This window comes from Bradyrhizobium guangxiense (genome assembly GCF_004114915.1).
GTDB lineage: Bacteria > Pseudomonadota > Alphaproteobacteria > Rhizobiales > Xanthobacteraceae > Bradyrhizobium > Bradyrhizobium guangxiense.
In genome coordinates this window covers 6,602,642-6,617,565 of the sequence record NZ_CP022219.1, presented here as the reverse complement: position 1 = coordinate 6,617,565, position 14,924 = coordinate 6,602,642, and the positions used below count along the sequence as shown (strand labels likewise).

Sequence of the window (14,924 nt, the reverse complement as noted above, 5' to 3'; positions counted from 1 at the left end):
CCGAATTCGATCTGCGATCGCATTCGACCTCTCCCCGCGGGGCGGAGAGAGGTGAAAGAAATAGGCGTTTATTCCTGAAGCTGGCGCTTCAGCGACTCCACTTCCTCCGACAGCGCGGTGTCCTTGGAGACCAGCGCCTCGATCTTGCGCACGGCGTGCAGCACCGTGGTGTGGTCGCGCCCGCCGAAGCGGCGGCCGATCTCCGGGAGCGAGCGCAGGGTCAGCGTCTTGGCGAGATACATCGCAACCTGCCGCGGGCGCACCACGTTGGCGGTGCGGCGCGACGACAAGAGGTCGGAGCGGCTGACATTATACTGCCGCGCCACCACGCGCTGGATATCCTCGATCTTGATCCGCTTCGGCTCCTGCGGCCGCACCAGGTCGCGCACCTCGCGCTCGGCCATCTCCAGCGTCACCGGCTGGTTGTTGAGCTTGGAATGCGCCAGGAGGCGGTTGATCGCGCCTTCGAGGTCGCGGCCGTTATGGGTGATGGTGCGCGCCAGATAATGCAGCACCTCCTCGGGCACGTCGAACGTCGCATGATGGGTGCGGGCGGCTGCAACGCGCGACTTGAGGATGCCGTGGCGCAGCTCTTCGCCGAGCGAGCCCATCTCGACCACGAGGCCGCCGGCGAGCCGCGAGCGGACGCGATCATCGAGGCTTTCGAGATCGGACGGCGGACGGTCGGCCGCGATCACGACCTGGCGGCCGGCGTCGATCAACGCGTTCAGCGTGTGACAGAACTCGGCTTGGGTCGACTTGCCCTGCAGGAACTGCAGGTCGTCGATGACCAGCACGTCGATGCCGCGCAGCGCTTCCTTGAACGCCAGCGCCGTCTGCGTCTTCAGCGCGGCGACGAAGCCGTACATGAACTTTTCCGCCGTGAGATACAGCACCTTGCGCTCGTTGCCGGAATTGCCGGCCCAGGTCACCGCCTGGAGCAGATGCGTCTTGCCGAGGCCGACGCCGGCATGGATGTAGAGCGGGTTGAACATCACGGGGTCGCCGCGGCGACCTTCCGCGACCTGACGCGCAGCCGCATGCGCCAGCGTGTTGGAGCGGCCGACGACGAAGCTCGCAAAGGTCAGGCGCGGATCGAGCGGCGAGCCGCCGAGCGCGTCGTGATTGGCCGAGACCGGCGCGGTCGCGGTCGAGCGCAATTCCGGCGTCGGCGCGCGGCGCGCCTCGACCGGGGCGGGCGCTTCCTTCGGCTGCGCCACCGGACGCACCGCGGAGCGAACGGTGAGGTCGATGCGATGCACTTCCGGCATCTCGGCCTGCCAGCACGACAGCACGCGCTCGGCATAATGGGCCTGGATCCAGCTCTTCAGGAAGCGCGTCGGCACCGAGAGCCGCACGCTCTCGTCCTGCACGCCTTCCAGATCCATGCGCGCAAACCAGCTCGTGTAAACGTCCTCGCCAACGCTCGAGCGCAGCCGACCCTTCACGCGTGACCAGCGATCCTGTTCCATTGTCATCGTCAGAAAACTTCTCTTGAGAGATTTAGTTGCGTGGTGAGCGCCATGCAGAGTTCCTGCCGCCAGGGTTTCTGTCATGGGGCGACCTCAGGGCGAGTCCATCGTCAGACATGGCTCCGCCGCTCGGCGAGAACGCCGCGTCCGGTCAGCGATGTCAGAGATGGAGGGTTCGCGAGGTCAGCGCGTACTTGGCGCTCCGTCACACGCGGGAGGCTGGAGGTCGGACTGATCTAAACCGGCATCGTTCGAAAAGAAGGCGAGTTTCAATACCGCGTTGAGTCCGTAAGACATGATACCTCCCCGTCCTGCCGTGATTGCTCACGGCAAGGTCCTGCGTGTCCAAAAGACAACCGCGCACTGAAGTCGCAGATGCCCGCCCGTATACTCGTCGTCCGCTCGACTTCGCCCTCATGCGCGTCGGGGTAGCTTCGCGACATCTCTCTTGTGCGCCTTGGCGCGCAGGATCATCAGATCCCGCTTGGAGACATTCAGACAAAGAGCTACCATTCCCACATTGCTGTGGGTTTTGAACCGACATCACTTTTTGAAGCGTCGCCTACGTGCCCACCGCCGCCGATTTGCACGCTCGCCCCGTTTCCTAAACCGCGCTGGTCTGAAGATCGTGGGCGCCGCTGACGACCTAAGGAATACACTAAGCGGAAAGACTCGCAACGAATTGATTCACACTTGAGCCGCCAAAAAAACTTGACGTCGGTTAACGCCGCGCACGGGTTGTTCACAGGCTCCGAAGCAAGTTTTTGGATTCGTGCGCAGAATCGAGAATGCCGGGCATCATGTGACATTTCTCAGTCACTGCTAAAAAAATTTTTACAAATTCGTCATGCGCCGGATGTGTCGGCGAATTTTCCAAATGCTTGCGCTCACTATGTCGATAAGTGATTAGCGAGACATCGTTTTTTGAGTCTCGTTTCACAGGGTAACTCCACTGCCGCACACCTTCCGGTGAATCTACGGTGTGCAGAACTCTTGCGCGCACGAATTCATCTTAGCCCCGCGGCGCAGGGGTTTTTGCAACGCAGTGAAAGTTTCCGCTGTTGCAAGACATCGGCAGGTAGAACTACGGACGAACGATAGCGCAGGCGGTGCAGATCTTCTGGGGTCACGCCTTCCAGGCTCACGTCTTCGAAGTGCGCGTCTTCCAATCGAAGATCGATCATGGCGTGACGGCTTGCGTGAATTATGACAGGCAACAAAAAGCCCGGCGCGATGCCGGGCTGTTTGACGCGTGCGATGTTCGATCGATCAGTCGATCGATGCTCCGCCGTTGCTGGCGCGTTACTTGGCGAGCTTGGCGATCTGCGCGGTGAGTCGCGAGACTTTGCGGCTGGCGTTATTCTTGTGAATGATGTTGCGCTGGGCGGCGCGCATCAAAGCGGGCTCGGCGGTCGCGAGCGCCTTCACGGCGGCGGCGCGGTCGCCGGTCTTGATGGCTTCCTCGACGGTCCGCACGGCACCGCGCATCTGCGTGCGGCGCGACTTGTTGACGGCGGTGCGGCGGGCGATCTTGCGCGTCGCTTTCTTGGCGGAAGTGGTATTGGCCATGGTCTCAATATCCTTTGCGGGTACCGGTCGCGTCTTGGTCGGGTAGCGCCGGCTTGCTTGACCGCGTAATCGACGCTCGGATTTAGGGTGTTCGGTTGCTGGGCTGTCCCGGGAACATGAGGCCTCCAAGAGCTTATGAGCTCGAGGGGCCTGCGACTGCTCAAAGAACAGCGGCGGCAGGATTGCGCCCACCGCCAGTTGGCGCCCTTATAGAGAGGGTCTTCGGCACCGTCAACGCTTTCCAGGCTGGAAAAGCGGGCCCAAGGCGCCTTCTGGGGCGCCGTAACGCCCTGAAGAGGTTGAATTTCTGCCGTCGCCCGGCTATTGGCTGGCGGCGTTTTGTTTGGGTCCTCCGATCGGACGACCATATAAGGTGAGGCATGATCCGCGGGTTTTTCCGACTGATTGGGCTGTTGCTGCTCGCCGGCGGGGTCATCTTCATGGTCTATGACGGGGCCCGTTGGGTGGCCGACCAGACCCTCAAGTTCACTCGGTTCGGCCAGTTCTGGAACGACATCAATCAGGCCAGCCAGGCGGCCTTCCGCACCTGGGTCGAGGCCAAGGCGCCCTGGCTCTGGACCTCGGTGATCCGCCTGTTGCTGGATCAGCCGGTCTTTGCCGTCCTCGGCATTCTTGGCATCCTGCTGATGATCCTGTTCCGGCCGCGGAAACCGCTGATCGGCTATTCCCGGGATTGACCTTCAATTCCCGCCGCGATTGATCTTCAATTCGCGCCGGGATGGAGCGGCGCGCGGCGTAACAGTGCTGCCCCCGCCAGCGTAGAGCCCTATATTCCCACCCGAATTGCGAGCACGCCGCGTGAGCATCTGGCTCAGGCGACGGACGGCTCGCCCCCGGAGATCTCATCATGCTGTTCATGCGCAAGACCACCGCGTTGCCGAGCGCAGCTGAGGCGCTGCCCGGCCGCGCGCAGGCCATTCCGACCGCGGCCACCCATTTCGTCAACGGCCGCAAGCTGCATGCGCCTTATCCCGCCGGCTTCGAGCAGGCGGTGTTCGGGCTCGGCTGCTTCTGGGGCGCCGAGCGCAAATTCTGGCAGCTCGGCGACGGCATCTACACCACCGCTGTCGGCTATGCCGGCGGCCACACGCCGAACCCGACCTATGAAGAGACCTGTTCGGGCCGCACCGGCCACACCGAAGTGGTGCTGGTCGTATTCGATCCGAGCAAGATCTCCTACGAGAAGCTGTTGAGGACGTTCTGGGAGAGCCACAACCCGACGCAGGGCATGCGTCAGGGCAACGATGTCGGCACGCAGTACCGAAGCGCGATCTACACCTGTTCCGATGCGCAGAAGAAAGCGGCCGACGAGTCGAAGGCGCTCTATCAGAAGGCGCTCGCAGCCAAAGGTCTCGGCACCATCACCACCGAGATCGCGCCATCAGGCGAATTCTATTTCGCCGAGGACTACCATCAGCAATATCTGGCGAAGAACCCCGCCGGCTATTGCGGCCTGGGCGGCACCGGCGTGTCCTGCCCGATCGGTGTCGGTGTGAGCGGGTAAGTCGCTTACTCATCGCGACCGCGCGCGCCTCTTACCCTCCCCCTCCAGGGGAGGGGTGCCGCTCAACCCTTTATTAACCATAACCGGTGCATCACTGGAGCCGTCTCGTTTCGAGGGATGGGTCCGGTGCCAGTTGCACGCGCGTTTCGATCGACGATCTCGGCAGTGGCCCTGGCAGCGTCCGCCGCGCTGACCCTTGGCGGCTGCATGCAGACGGCCGGTCCCGTCGCGGTGATGCAGCCCCGTCCCGATCTCGACTCCATGGCCTATGGCCAGCCCTACAGCGCTCCGCAGCCGGTCGTCGTTGCCGACGGTGGCGGCGCCATCGGCGCGCTGCGCAATTCGTTTGCCGCTTCGCCCGCACCCATGCCGGTGGGCTACGCCGCGCCGATGCCGGCCCCCGTGCGCTATGACGCCTCCTATCATCTCGACGCCGGCGATAAGCTGCGCGTCGTGGTCTACGGCCAGGAAGGCCTCACCAACAGTTATGCCATCGACGCCGGCGGCTCCATCACCATGCCGCTGATCGGCGCGGTGCCGGCGCGCGGCCGCACCACCGCAGGCCTTGCCGGCGAGATCGCCGCGCGGCTGCGCAACGGCTACATCCGCGAGCCCTCGGTGGCGGTGGAGATCGAGGCCTATCGCCCGTTCTTCATTCTCGGCGAAGTCACCGCGCCCGGCCAATATCCTTATGTGCCGAACATGACGGTCGAGAGCGCGGTCGCGATCGCCGGCGGCTTCTCGCCGCGCGCCAAGCGCGACGTGGTCACCGTCACGCACACCGAGAATGGCGGCTCCATGCGCGCCGTGGTGCCGCTCGGCACCCCGCTCAACCCCGGCGACACCGTGTTCGTCGGCGAGCGCTGGTTCTAGCTCACCGCCTGAAATCCAGGCGTCCGTTCGGAAAACATCCGTCGATCCTGTTCGCATCGACCACGCGCCCGATCCATGGCCGCGTGATCGTAGGCGTGGTCAGGTTGACGTATTTTCCGACCAGGCGCGCACCATCGCGCGAAGCATCGATCAGCCCGTGCCGGCGGCCATTGTCCCAATCGAAGCGAAGATAAACGCGACGGCCCGCAACCCGCACTTCGGCGCGCCCTTGCTTCCACTTCTCCGGCCTATCGCCCGCGATAGTCGGGTCGGCACCGCCTTTCCAGCGGCTCCCCCAGGTGCCTTCGAGCGGATCGGATGGCGCCGCGATTGCTGCCCATGCCGGCGCATTGTCGTCTGCCGCATCGCCGGGCAGCGCAGCTGTTGCGGCATAATCCGTCACCTCGGAATCATCTGGCGAGGGGACGTCCATGGTTGCGAACGGATTGCGGATGACGAGGTGCGTGATAGCCTGCTGCATGGCGATGTTCCGGCGTGAGTTGGCGTGATCGGCCAGCTCTATCGCCGAGCGGCGGGATGCAGCCACCCGATTCCTGCTTTGAGACACAGCGCGCCCCTCTCCGCTGTCATTCCGGGGCATCGCGCAGCGATGAGCCCGGAATCCATCGCGCGGCCAACTCTGCGGCCAGATGGATTCCGGGTCTGCACCGGTTTGCGGTGCATCCCGGAATGACGACGGTGAGATTGCGCTCTACGCCAAATGCTTCGCGAAGAATGCCATGCTGCGCGGCCAGGCGATGTCGGCGCTGGCTTTGTCGTAGCTGGCACGCTCGTCGCAATGGAAGCCGTGCTGGGCGCCGGGATAGATGAACACCTCCACGTCCGGCCGCTTCGACTTGACGGTTTCGACGTCGGTCAAGGGAATGCCGGCATCCTTCTCGCCAAAATGCAGCTGGGTCGGCACCTTCGGCGTCTCATCGGCAAAGCGCACGACCGCGCCGCCGTAATAGCCGATCGCGGCCTTCAGGCCGGTCAGCCGCGTCGCCGCGACGAAGGCGATGCTGCCGCCTAAGCAAAAGCCGATGATGCCGACCGGGCCGATGCTCTTCACCGCATCGATTGCGGCCTGGGTGTCGCGCAGCATCGCCGCCCAGTCTGGATTGGCGACGAACTTGCGCGCCTCGGCGATCTCGTCGGGCGTATAGCCCGACTGGAAGTTCGGTGCGGTCCGGTCGAAGATCGAAGGCGCGATCGCGACATAGCCTTCGCCGGCGAGACGGTCGCAGACCGAGCGGATGTGGTGATTGACGCCAAAGATCTCCTGGATCACCACAACCGCGCCCTTCGGGGTGCCTGCGGGATCGGCGCGATAGGCGCCGAGCTGGAAATTGTCGGACGCCGTCAGTTTGATGTCTTGTCCCACGCGGGTTGTCCTTCTTGGTTGTCGATCCGAAATTTCAGCTCTCTCCTCATCCTGAGGAGCGCGCCCTTCGCGCGCGTCTCGAAGGATGAAAGGCCGAGATGCAGCAGCCGGGCCTTCATGGTTCGAGACGCGCCTGGGGCGCTCCTCACCATGAGGAGATACACCTTACTCCCACATCCAGTTCTCGCCGTAATCCTCCTTCCACCCTGCCAGCCGGCCGTGGCGGAATTGCAGGAACAGGCGGTGGCGGTACGGGATCAAGCCGCTGCCGCCGATGTCGCGAAGCGCGAGATAGATCTCGTTGCCGGGACGCCCGCGCACATATTGCAGCGGCTGTCCGAGGGCGCGGGCAGTCTGTTCGGCATCCATGCCGAAAGCGAGCGGAATGTTGTTCGACAAGGTGGCGACGAAGGGCTGGCGCGGCGGCACGGTGCCGAACGGCTCGGCCTGCGCGGACATCGACAGCAACACCGCGCCCGCAGCCAACATTGCTCGCTTCATTGCCTATGTCCCTGTTCGCTATCCCGGCAAGTTCTTCAGGAAAGGCGCGACCGCGTCAAGAAAAGCCTTGGGCTGGTCGATGTTCACGGCGTGTCCGGCGGCGGGGATCACGACCTTTTGTGCGCCGGGGATTTTTGCGGCCATGTAGTCGGACGCGGCGAGGAACGGGGTGTCGTCGGCGCCGACCACGATCAGCGAGGGCACCTTGATGTCGGGAAGCAGCTCGATTACGCGGGCGTCGCGCTGGGTCAGCATGCCGCGTGCGGCGAGCGCCAATCCCCTGGCATCGCGATGGCTGGCGGTGGCGCGCTCGCGCGTTGCCGATTTCAGCACGTCGAGGCCTTCGCGATCGAGCCTCTCGGCGGTGGCGAGCGCACGCGCATTCCAGGCCTCGCGCGCGTTGTCCTTCTTGAAGCCTGGGCCGGTGTCGATGATCAGCAGCGCGCGGGCCCGCTCCGGATAGGCCCGATAGAACGCGAGCGACATGTCCCCGCCGAGCGACAATCCGCCGATGATGGCGCGCTCCGTGCCGACCGCATCGAGGATCGCCGCCATGTCGCCGACAGTCAGCGCTTCGCTGTAGGCCTTGGGATCATCGGGATAGTCGGACTGGCCGTGACCGCGCATGTCCCACAGGATCAGCATGTGATCCTTTGCCAGTGCATCAACCTGCCCATGCCACATCGCCGACGTCGAGGAATAACCGTGGGTGAGTAGCAATGGCGGCCCGTTGCCGTGAACCTCGTAGTAGATCCCGACGCCGTCCCGGTTGATTTTCGGCATTTCGCTTACCCTTGTTGTTTGTTGCTCTTGTTCTCCTCACGCATCCTAGCCTGCTGGGTTACTCGGAGGAAACCGCCGGCGTCGCCGTGCCACGCATGCCTGACTCACGCCGCTGTTGTGTCCAGTAGCTGCGTTGGCCCTTGGCGCGGCGCACAACGAGCGGATGCGGAGACAGTTTTTTCGACTCGTTCCAAATTGCATTTGCCTCGGCCGCTGAACGCGATCATGCTTGCGGCCAAGGCTGGCGCCAGCCCGGTGGGCGTCCGCCATTCAAGTTGCCGCCGTAAGCGGCTTCATGCACCGGCAGGGGAAGACGCCTATGCCAACTCTCACCATCAACGGGCGGAGTCTGTCCGTGGATGCGGCGAACGACACGCCGCTCCTCTGGGCGATCCGCGAGCAATTGCAGATGACCGGTACCAAGTTCGGTTGCGGTGCCGGGTTGTGCGGGGCCTGCACCGTGCACGTCAACGGCGAAGCGGTGCGCTCGTGCCAGACCATGGTCGGCGACGTCGCCGGCAAGAAGATCACCACCATCGAAGGCCTTTCCGCCAAGGGCGATCATCCCTTGCAGAAGGCATGGATCGCCGAGCAGGTGCCGCAATGCGGCTACTGCCAATCCGGGCAGATCATGCAGGCGGCCTCGCTACTGGCGAAGAATCCCAATCCGACCAGGGAAGAGGTCGTAGCGCATATGGACGGCAATCTCTGCCGTTGCATGACCTATTCGCGGATCCAGAAGGCGATCATGCGCGCCGCATCGGAGATGCGCACCGCGTCGGCAGCCTCCAGCGAGCGGAGGCCCACATGAACGAGCACGTCAAGAACCTCGCCCCCGCGACGACCGATCTCAGCCGCCGCTCCTTCCTGGTCGGCACTGCCGCGACCGGCCTCGTGCTCGGCTATGCCGGCGTGCCCGGCATCGATGCTGCGTCGGCCGCGGCGCCCGCCAATTTCGAGCCGAGCGTGTGGTACGCGATCTCGCCGGATGGCCTCGTCACCGTGACCTGCGGCAAGGCCGACATGGGCCAGCACATCGCCTCCACCATGGCGCAGATCGCCTGCGAGGAGCTCGGCGCGAAATGGAGCGACATGCGGGTGCAGCTCGCCTCCAACGATCCCAAGTTCAACGATCCGGTCTTGGGCGCGCAGATCACCGGCGGCAGCTGGTCGACCATGATGAACTTTGAGGCGATGAGCCGGGCGGGTGCTGCCGGCCGTATCGCCTTGACGGAGGCCGCAGCCGCGGCCATGGGCCTGCCGCCCTACTTCAAGGATCAGCTCGTCGTTCGCGACTCCGTGATCTCGCATCCGAAGTCGAAGAAGCAGATGAGCTTTGCCGAGATCGTCAAGAGCGGCAAGGCGACGAAGACCTTCACGCCGGACGAATTGAAGGCGATCAAGCTGAAGACGCCGGATCAATACACCATGATCGGCGTCTCGGTGCCGCAGCTCGACATCCCCTCCAAGACCAACGGCACGGCCAAATACGGCATCGACGTGATGCTGCCAGGCATGGCCTACGGCAAGGTGGTGACCCCGCCGGTGCGCTTCGGCGCGACGGTGAAATCGGTCGACGACGGCGACGCCAAGAAGGTGCCCGGCTTCATCAAGGCCGTGATCCTCGACGACAAGACCGGCACCACGTCCGGCTGGGTCGTCGCGGTCGCCAACACCTATGCGAACGCGCGCAAGGCGGCGGATGCGCTGAAGATCACCTATGACGGCGGTCCGAACGCCAAGCTGTCGAGCCAGTCGCTGCTGGATGAGGCCAAGCGCCTTCAGGGCTTGGAGGATTCCGGCCAGTTCTTCGTCAAGGACGGCGATCCCGCTGCTGCCTTCGGCACGGCGGCCAAGGTGGTCGAGGCCGAATACACCACCAGCATCAACATCCATGCGCCGCTGGAGCCGATGAACGCCACCGCGGAGTTCAAGGGCGACATCCTGCACATCTATTCCGGCAACCAGTTCGCGACGCGCTCCGGCGCGATCGCCGCGGGCGCAGCCGGAATCGATCCGAAATTCGTCGTGATGCATCAGCATTGGCTCGGCGGCGGCTTTGGCCGCAGGCTCGATGCCGACATGATGGTCCCGGCCGTGCAGGCGGCGAAGGCGGTCGGCAAGCCGGTCAAGGTGATCTACTCGCGCGAGAACGACATGACGATGGATTTCTCGCGGCCGCTCACCTACCAGAAAGTGAAGGCCGGCGTGGACGGCGACGGCAAGCTCGTCGCGCTCAGCCACGACGTGGTTTCGGCCTGGCCGACCGCGCGCTGGGGGATCCCCGATTTCCTGACGCCCTCGGTCGACAAGAAGGGACCGCTCGACAGCTTCACGGTTAATGGCGCGGACTTCTTCTACACCGTGCCCAACCACTATGTGCGCGCGATCAAGAACGAGCTCGCGCACAATGCCACGCCGTCCGGCCAGCTCCGCTCGGTGGCGCCGGGCTGGACCTTCTGGGCGGTCGAAAGCATGATTGACGAGATTGCGGCCGCCACGGGCAAGGATCCGGCCCAGTTCCGCATCTCGCTGCTCGACGGCGCCGGCAAGAACGACGGCGGTGCGCAGCGGCTGCGCAACACGTTGCTGGCGGCGATGGGGCTTGCCGGCTACGGCACCCGCAAGCTGCCGAAGGGCGAGGGCATGGGCGTCGCCTGCGTCTCCTCGCAGGAACGTGCCACCGCGAGCTGGACGGCCTGCGTCGCCCATGTCGCAGTCGCCCCGTCGGGAGAGGTCACCGTGAAGAAGCTCACGGTCGCGACCGACGTCGGCACGCAGGTGCATCCCGACAATATCCGCGCCCAGGTCGAGGGCGCGGCGCTGTGGGGCCTTTCGCTGGCAATGTACGAGAAGGCGACGCTGAAGGACGGTGGCATCGAGCAGACCAATTTCGACAGCTACCGGCCCTTGCGCATGAGCCAGACGCCCGAGGTCGCGGTTGCCGTGATCGCCAATGGCGAGAACGCCACCGGCGTGGGCGAGCCCGCGGTGACGGTGGTCGCGCCCGCCATCGGCAACGCCATCTTCAACGCTTCAGGCGCCCGCGTGCGGGCCCTGCCGATCACGGCGGAGGCGGTGAAGGCCAGCATGAAGGCGTAGGGCCGGGCTGCGATCGCCAAACGAGTTGATCCGCCGGAGGGCCACCTCCGGCGGATTTTTTTCGAGACCGTTTCCCCATACTCGCTGTCATTCCCCGCGAAAGCGGGGAATCCAGTACAGCGCGGCTTTTCGGCTCCAGCTGCGCCGCCTCGGCGTACTGGGTCGCCAGGTCGAGCCAGGCGACGACGATGCGTTCGAAATTCCCCTTATCCATCAAGGCCCGTTCTACTGTGCATGGGGTTGTTTTCACGGATTTGATGCGCGGCCTCGGGGATCCCGAAATCCGTAAAATTGCGTGCAATTCCCCAAGGTTCCATTGAGCACGCCTCTTAAGGGCCGGAGAACCTGATCCGGCTTAGGCTGTCATCAAATCCCGTCCCATGCTTTGGGGAAGTCATGAACGCGCCAGCCAAAACCGCCGCCAAACGCCGGCTTCTGCTCGCCTCCGACCGAACCGACGAGAGCTCCGAGCTCGCCAGCATCCTGAAGGCAGTCGGCGACGTCTCGACGGTGACGACGCAGGACATCCCCGAGCAGCCCTCGCGCGATCTCTCCGGCCTCGTGGTCGACATCAACCTGCGCTCGCCCGAGAGCGTGCAGCGGGTGCGCAACAAGCTGCGGGGCGATGCCTATCGTTCGATGCCGCGGTTGTTCGTGCTCGCCGACGCACTTCATCACGGCACCATGCAGGCGTGGGCGCTTGGCGCGACCGACACCATTTCGCGGCCGCTCCAGCCCGAGGCCATCCTTCAGCGCATCCGCGCCGCCTTTCCGGACACCGCCGTCTATGACGCGACCGATCGCGGCAAGACGCTCAACCGCGGAGTCGAAGCGGCGCATGCGGTGTTGGCGAAGATGTTCGAGAAGCTGCCGCTCGGCGTGCCCCTGACCTTCGACGATGTCATCGCCGCGGAAAGCAAGATCCTGAAGGCGATCAAGCATTCCTCGCTGCGCGAATGGCTCACCACGGTGGGCTGCCACCATGTCGGCAGCTATCGTCACTGCCTGTTCGTGACCGGCTTCGCGGTCGCCTTCGCCCAGCATCTCGGCATGCGCGAGGACGACCAGCGCCGCCTGACCCGCGCCGCGCTGCTGCACGACGTCGGCAAGGCCTTCGTTCCCACCGCGCTGCTCGACAAGCCCGGCAAGCTGACCGACGAGGAGATGGCCGAGGTCCGCCAGCATCCGCGCCGCGGCTATGACGCGCTGGCCGCGCAAGGCGGCTTCCCGCCGGAGATGCTCGACGTGGTGCTGCATCACCACGAGTTCCTCGACGGCACCGGCTATCCGAACGGCCTGTCGTCGAACCAGATCAGCGACATCGTGCGGCTGACGACGATCGTCGACATCTACGCTGCGCTCGTCGAGAAGCGCGCCTATCGCATGCCCTTCACGCATTCGCGTGCGTTCACGATGATGGAAGGCATGGGAGGCAAGCTCGACCAGCAGCTGCTGCAGGCATTCCGCCCGGTGGCGCTGGGGTCGTTCTGACGATCCAATCCGTCATTCCGGGTTCAACGCTCCGCGTCGCCCCGGAATGACATCACTCCATCATCCCACCATCTTCCGCAGCTCCGCCTTCGCTACCTTCTCCAGCGTTGAGCGCGGCATGTCCTCGACCAGGCGGATCTCGCGCGGCACCTTGAAGTCGGCGAGACCCTTGCGGCAGGCCGTCATCACGCGCTCGTGCAGATCGGGCGCAGCGCCGGCCACGCCGCCCTGCGGAATGATGAAGACAACAGGCACCTCGTCCAGCATCGGATGCGATTTCGCCACCACGGCGGCCTCGCGCACGCCCGGCACCAGCGCGATCACCTGCTCGATCTCGGAGGCCGCGACGTTCTCGCCGCCGACCTTCAACATGTCCTTGGCGCGGTCGCCGAACTTGATGTAGCCGTCTTGAAGCCGCTCGACGCGATCGCCGGTGAGGAAGAAGCCGTGCGCGTCAAAACTCTCGCGCGTCGCCTTCTCGTTGTGCAGATATTCGGCGAACAGCGACAGGCCGGGGATGCCCTTGATCGCGAGATTGCCGGTGCCGCCGACCTCGGTCGGCCGGCCGTCATCGTCGGTGATGCGGATCTGATATTCGGGAGCGGCGCGGCCGATCGACATCGGGATATTGGGCTGGTCGACCTCGCCGACGATGCCGTGGGTGATGGTCTCGGTCATGCCCCACCATCCGATGACCTTGACGCCGAAGCCGGCGAAGGCCGGCGGCTCGTTGATCGCCGAGCCCCAGAGACGGAATTTGTGGTCTTTCGGGATCTCCTGCTCGAGCAGCGCCTTCATGCAGAACGGAATCGTCGAGGTCCACGTCGCGCCGTGCTCGCGCGCGACGCCCCAGAACCGGCTGGCGGAAAAGCGCGGCTGGATCACGCAGGGGGCCCCGACCCACAGCGTCGCGAGCATGGAATAGGCTAGCGCATTGGTGTGGAACAGCGGCAGATAGGCCTGGTGCACGTCACTCGCATGCAAGTCCTCATGCGCGGCGTTGATCTTGGCACCCCACAGCGCGTTGGCGTGGGTCCACAGCACCGCCTTCGGCCGCGACGTCGTACCCGAGGTGTATTGCACGCTGCACGGCGCGAGCGGATCGGTCGCGCGCGTCGGACGCTCGGCGCTGTCGGCGAACAGGGATTCGAAGCTGTCGCCGCGGGAGACCGGCTGTGCCGGCGCGGCGCCCGCATCGTGCGAGGTCACCGCCAGCCAGCGAATGTTGCGGCAGTTCTGCGCGACGACTTCCACATAGGCCGGCTGCGTGATCGCGGCGACCGCGCCGCAATGGTCGGCGAAATATGCGATCTCCGCCGGCGCCGAGCGCGTGTTGGTGGTGACCGCAATGGCGCCGAGCTCGACACAGGCAAACCAGGCCAGCAGCGCCTCGATGCAATTGTCGAGATGGATGAGCACATATTCGCCTGGACGCACGCCGCGCTTGGCGAGGCCTGCGGCGAGCGCACCGACCCGCTCGTGAAATTCACCATAGCTCCAGCGCCGCGCCGGCGCGTCGAACGGCGCCCAGATCAGGAACGGATGATCACGACGGACCCTGGCGCGCATCTCGAGCAGCCAGGGCACGTCGAGCCCGTCGAATGGGCCGACGATTCCGGCTGTGCTCTGTTGAAGTGACATGGCTCCTCCCCGTGCAGCCTGCATCTTGGTGGCGGCTGCCTCTTGATGATTGCGTCTTTCTGCCATCGGACGACGCAGGGAGCAAATCGGGGGAGCGCCTCAATCCCCGTAGGACGAGATCTCGATCAAGCTGCCATCCGGATCGCGGCAATAGACCGAGCGCAGCGTTCCGCGCGCGCCCTGCCTGGGGCCCGGGCCTTCCTCGATCGCAACGTTGTGTGCCTGCAAATGCGCCACCACCTCGTCGGGCGCTGCCGAGGTCAGGAAGCAGAGGTCCTCGCTGCCGGCGGTCTGGTGGTCCGCGGTGAACCATTCCACCTTGTCGGCATCGCGCGGCCGGACGTTGATCTTCTGGTTACCAAAATGAAGTGAAGTCCGCGGCGCTTTGCCGCCGCCGGGATCGAACACCTTGACTTCCATGCCGAGAATCCTGCGGTACCAGTCCGCGGTGGTCGCGACATCGGAGACGTTGATCACGAGATGATCGAGAGCTTCGACCTTGACCGGCATGTCTTATCCTTTCGTCGTGATGCGCCCCGTGCACTTTCCGCCTGCGGCAAGCTTTGTTACAACCCCACCGACG

General features: G+C 64.6%; 14 protein-coding genes. 6 read left to right on the top strand and 8 right to left on the bottom strand.

The window, feature by feature from the left end; translation table 11 throughout:
* Window positions 1-68: 68 nt before the first annotated feature.
* Together dnaA and rpsT are read right to left on the bottom strand one after the other, a co-directional pair.
* Entirely contained in the window at window positions 69-1,478 is a 1,410-nt protein-coding gene (dnaA, locus tag X268_RS31680; RefSeq protein ID WP_128928584.1) for a chromosomal replication initiator protein DnaA, read from the bottom strand.
* A gap of 1,296 nt (window positions 1,479-2,774) precedes the next feature.
* The gene (gene rpsT, locus X268_RS31670; RefSeq protein WP_035704405.1) at window positions 2,775-3,041 is read right to left on the bottom strand and encodes a 30S ribosomal protein S20; all 267 of its coding nucleotides are present in this window, start codon (window positions 3,039-3,041) and stop codon (window positions 2,775-2,777) included.
* A 380-nt stretch (window positions 3,042-3,421) separates the two neighbouring features.
* Between rpsT and X268_RS31665 the strand changes: the two genes are divergently transcribed.
* The 3 genes from X268_RS31665 to X268_RS31655 all read left to right on the top strand — a co-directional run bounded on the left by X268_RS31665 (window position 3,422) and on the right by X268_RS31655 (window position 5,439).
* Window positions 3,422-3,739, top strand: coding sequence for a hypothetical protein (locus X268_RS31665; RefSeq protein WP_128928583.1), 318 nt, complete (start codon window positions 3,422-3,424; stop codon window positions 3,737-3,739).
* A 170-nt stretch (window positions 3,740-3,909) separates the two neighbouring features.
* The gene (gene msrA / locus X268_RS31660) at window positions 3,910-4,566 is read left to right on the top strand and encodes a peptide-methionine (S)-S-oxide reductase MsrA (protein ID WP_128928582.1); all 657 of its coding nucleotides are present in this window, start codon (window positions 3,910-3,912) and stop codon (window positions 4,564-4,566) included.
* A gap of 126 nt (window positions 4,567-4,692) precedes the next feature.
* The gene (locus X268_RS31655) at window positions 4,693-5,439 is read left to right on the top strand and encodes a polysaccharide biosynthesis/export family protein (protein ID WP_128928581.1); all 747 of its coding nucleotides are present in this window, start codon (window positions 4,693-4,695) and stop codon (window positions 5,437-5,439) included.
* A gap of 1 nt (window position 5,440) precedes the next feature.
* On the opposite strand, the gene X268_RS31650 is transcribed toward X268_RS31655, so the two are convergent.
* From X268_RS31650 to X268_RS31635, 4 genes are all read right to left on the bottom strand, one after another.
* Window positions 5,441-5,920, bottom strand: a complete 480-nt coding sequence (locus X268_RS31650; protein WP_128928580.1) for a hypothetical protein — start codon at window positions 5,918-5,920, stop codon at window positions 5,441-5,443.
* Between the two features lie 231 nt (window positions 5,921-6,151).
* Window positions 6,152-6,823, bottom strand: a complete 672-nt coding sequence (locus tag X268_RS31645) for a dienelactone hydrolase family protein (RefSeq protein ID WP_128928579.1) — start codon at window positions 6,821-6,823, stop codon at window positions 6,152-6,154.
* Between the two features lie 165 nt (window positions 6,824-6,988).
* Window positions 6,989-7,324 carry a hypothetical protein gene (locus tag X268_RS31640; RefSeq protein WP_128928578.1) on the bottom strand — a complete coding sequence of 112 codons (336 nt, stop codon included), beginning with the start codon at window positions 7,322-7,324 and terminating at the stop codon, window positions 6,989-6,991.
* Between the two features lie 18 nt (window positions 7,325-7,342).
* Window positions 7,343-8,107 (bottom strand): alpha/beta fold hydrolase, encoded by a 765-nt coding sequence (locus tag X268_RS31635; protein WP_128928577.1) that lies wholly within the window; start codon window positions 8,105-8,107, stop codon window positions 7,343-7,345.
* A 319-nt stretch (window positions 8,108-8,426) separates the two neighbouring features.
* Between X268_RS31635 and X268_RS31630 the strand changes: the two genes are divergently transcribed.
* The 3 genes from X268_RS31630 (at window position 8,427) to X268_RS31615 (ending at window position 12,700) form a co-directional block, all read left to right on the top strand.
* The gene (locus X268_RS31630; protein WP_128928576.1) at window positions 8,427-8,918 is read left to right on the top strand and encodes a (2Fe-2S)-binding protein; all 492 of its coding nucleotides are present in this window, start codon (window positions 8,427-8,429) and stop codon (window positions 8,916-8,918) included.
* Entirely contained in the window at window positions 8,915-11,209 is a 2,295-nt protein-coding gene (locus tag X268_RS31625; RefSeq protein WP_128928575.1) for a xanthine dehydrogenase family protein molybdopterin-binding subunit, read from the top strand. Before X268_RS31630 ends, X268_RS31625 begins: the two co-directional genes overlap by 4 nt.
* Before the next feature lie 396 nt (window positions 11,210-11,605).
* The gene (locus tag X268_RS31615) at window positions 11,606-12,700 is read left to right on the top strand and encodes an HD-GYP domain-containing protein (RefSeq protein ID WP_128928573.1); all 1,095 of its coding nucleotides are present in this window, start codon (window positions 11,606-11,608) and stop codon (window positions 12,698-12,700) included.
* 60 nt (window positions 12,701-12,760) lie between these two features.
* On the opposite strand, the gene X268_RS31610 is transcribed toward X268_RS31615, so the two are convergent.
* Together X268_RS31610 and X268_RS31605 are read right to left on the bottom strand one after the other, a co-directional pair.
* Window positions 12,761-14,341 (bottom strand): AMP-binding protein, encoded by a 1,581-nt coding sequence (locus X268_RS31610; RefSeq protein WP_128928572.1) that lies wholly within the window; start codon window positions 14,339-14,341, stop codon window positions 12,761-12,763.
* Window positions 14,342-14,440: 99 nt separating this feature from the next.
* Window positions 14,441-14,851, bottom strand: coding sequence for a VOC family protein (locus X268_RS31605; protein ID WP_128928571.1), 411 nt, complete (start codon window positions 14,849-14,851; stop codon window positions 14,441-14,443).
* Between the last annotated feature and the right edge of the window lie 73 nt (window positions 14,852-14,924).

Excerpts from the sequence above, each read along its gene's own strand:
- dnaA (WP_128928584.1), bottom strand. The coding sequence starts at position 1,478 with ATGACAATGGAACAGGATCGCTGGTCACGCGTGAAGGGTCGGCTGCGC.
- rpsT (WP_035704405.1), bottom strand. The coding sequence starts at position 3,041 with ATGGCCAATACCACTTCCGCCAAGAAAGCGACGCGCAAGATCGCCCGC.
- X268_RS31665 (WP_128928583.1), top strand. The coding sequence starts at position 3,422 with ATGATCCGCGGGTTTTTCCGACTGATTGGGCTGTTGCTGCTCGCCGGC.
- msrA (WP_128928582.1), top strand. The coding sequence starts at position 3,910 with ATGCTGTTCATGCGCAAGACCACCGCGTTGCCGAGCGCAGCTGAGGCG.
- X268_RS31650 (WP_128928580.1), bottom strand. The coding sequence starts at position 5,920 with ATGCAGCAGGCTATCACGCACCTCGTCATCCGCAATCCGTTCGCAACC.
- X268_RS31640 (WP_128928578.1), bottom strand. The coding sequence starts at position 7,324 with ATGAAGCGAGCAATGTTGGCTGCGGGCGCGGTGTTGCTGTCGATGTCC.
- X268_RS31635 (WP_128928577.1), bottom strand. The coding sequence starts at position 8,107 with ATGCCGAAAATCAACCGGGACGGCGTCGGGATCTACTACGAGGTTCAC.
- X268_RS31630 (WP_128928576.1), top strand. The coding sequence starts at position 8,427 with ATGCCAACTCTCACCATCAACGGGCGGAGTCTGTCCGTGGATGCGGCG.
- X268_RS31625 (WP_128928575.1), top strand. The coding sequence starts at position 8,915 with ATGAACGAGCACGTCAAGAACCTCGCCCCCGCGACGACCGATCTCAGC.
- X268_RS31615 (WP_128928573.1), top strand. The coding sequence starts at position 11,606 with ATGAACGCGCCAGCCAAAACCGCCGCCAAACGCCGGCTTCTGCTCGCC.
- X268_RS31610 (WP_128928572.1), bottom strand. The coding sequence starts at position 14,341 with ATGTCACTTCAACAGAGCACAGCCGGAATCGTCGGCCCATTCGACGGG.
- X268_RS31605 (WP_128928571.1), bottom strand. The coding sequence starts at position 14,851 with ATGCCGGTCAAGGTCGAAGCTCTCGATCATCTCGTGATCAACGTCTCC.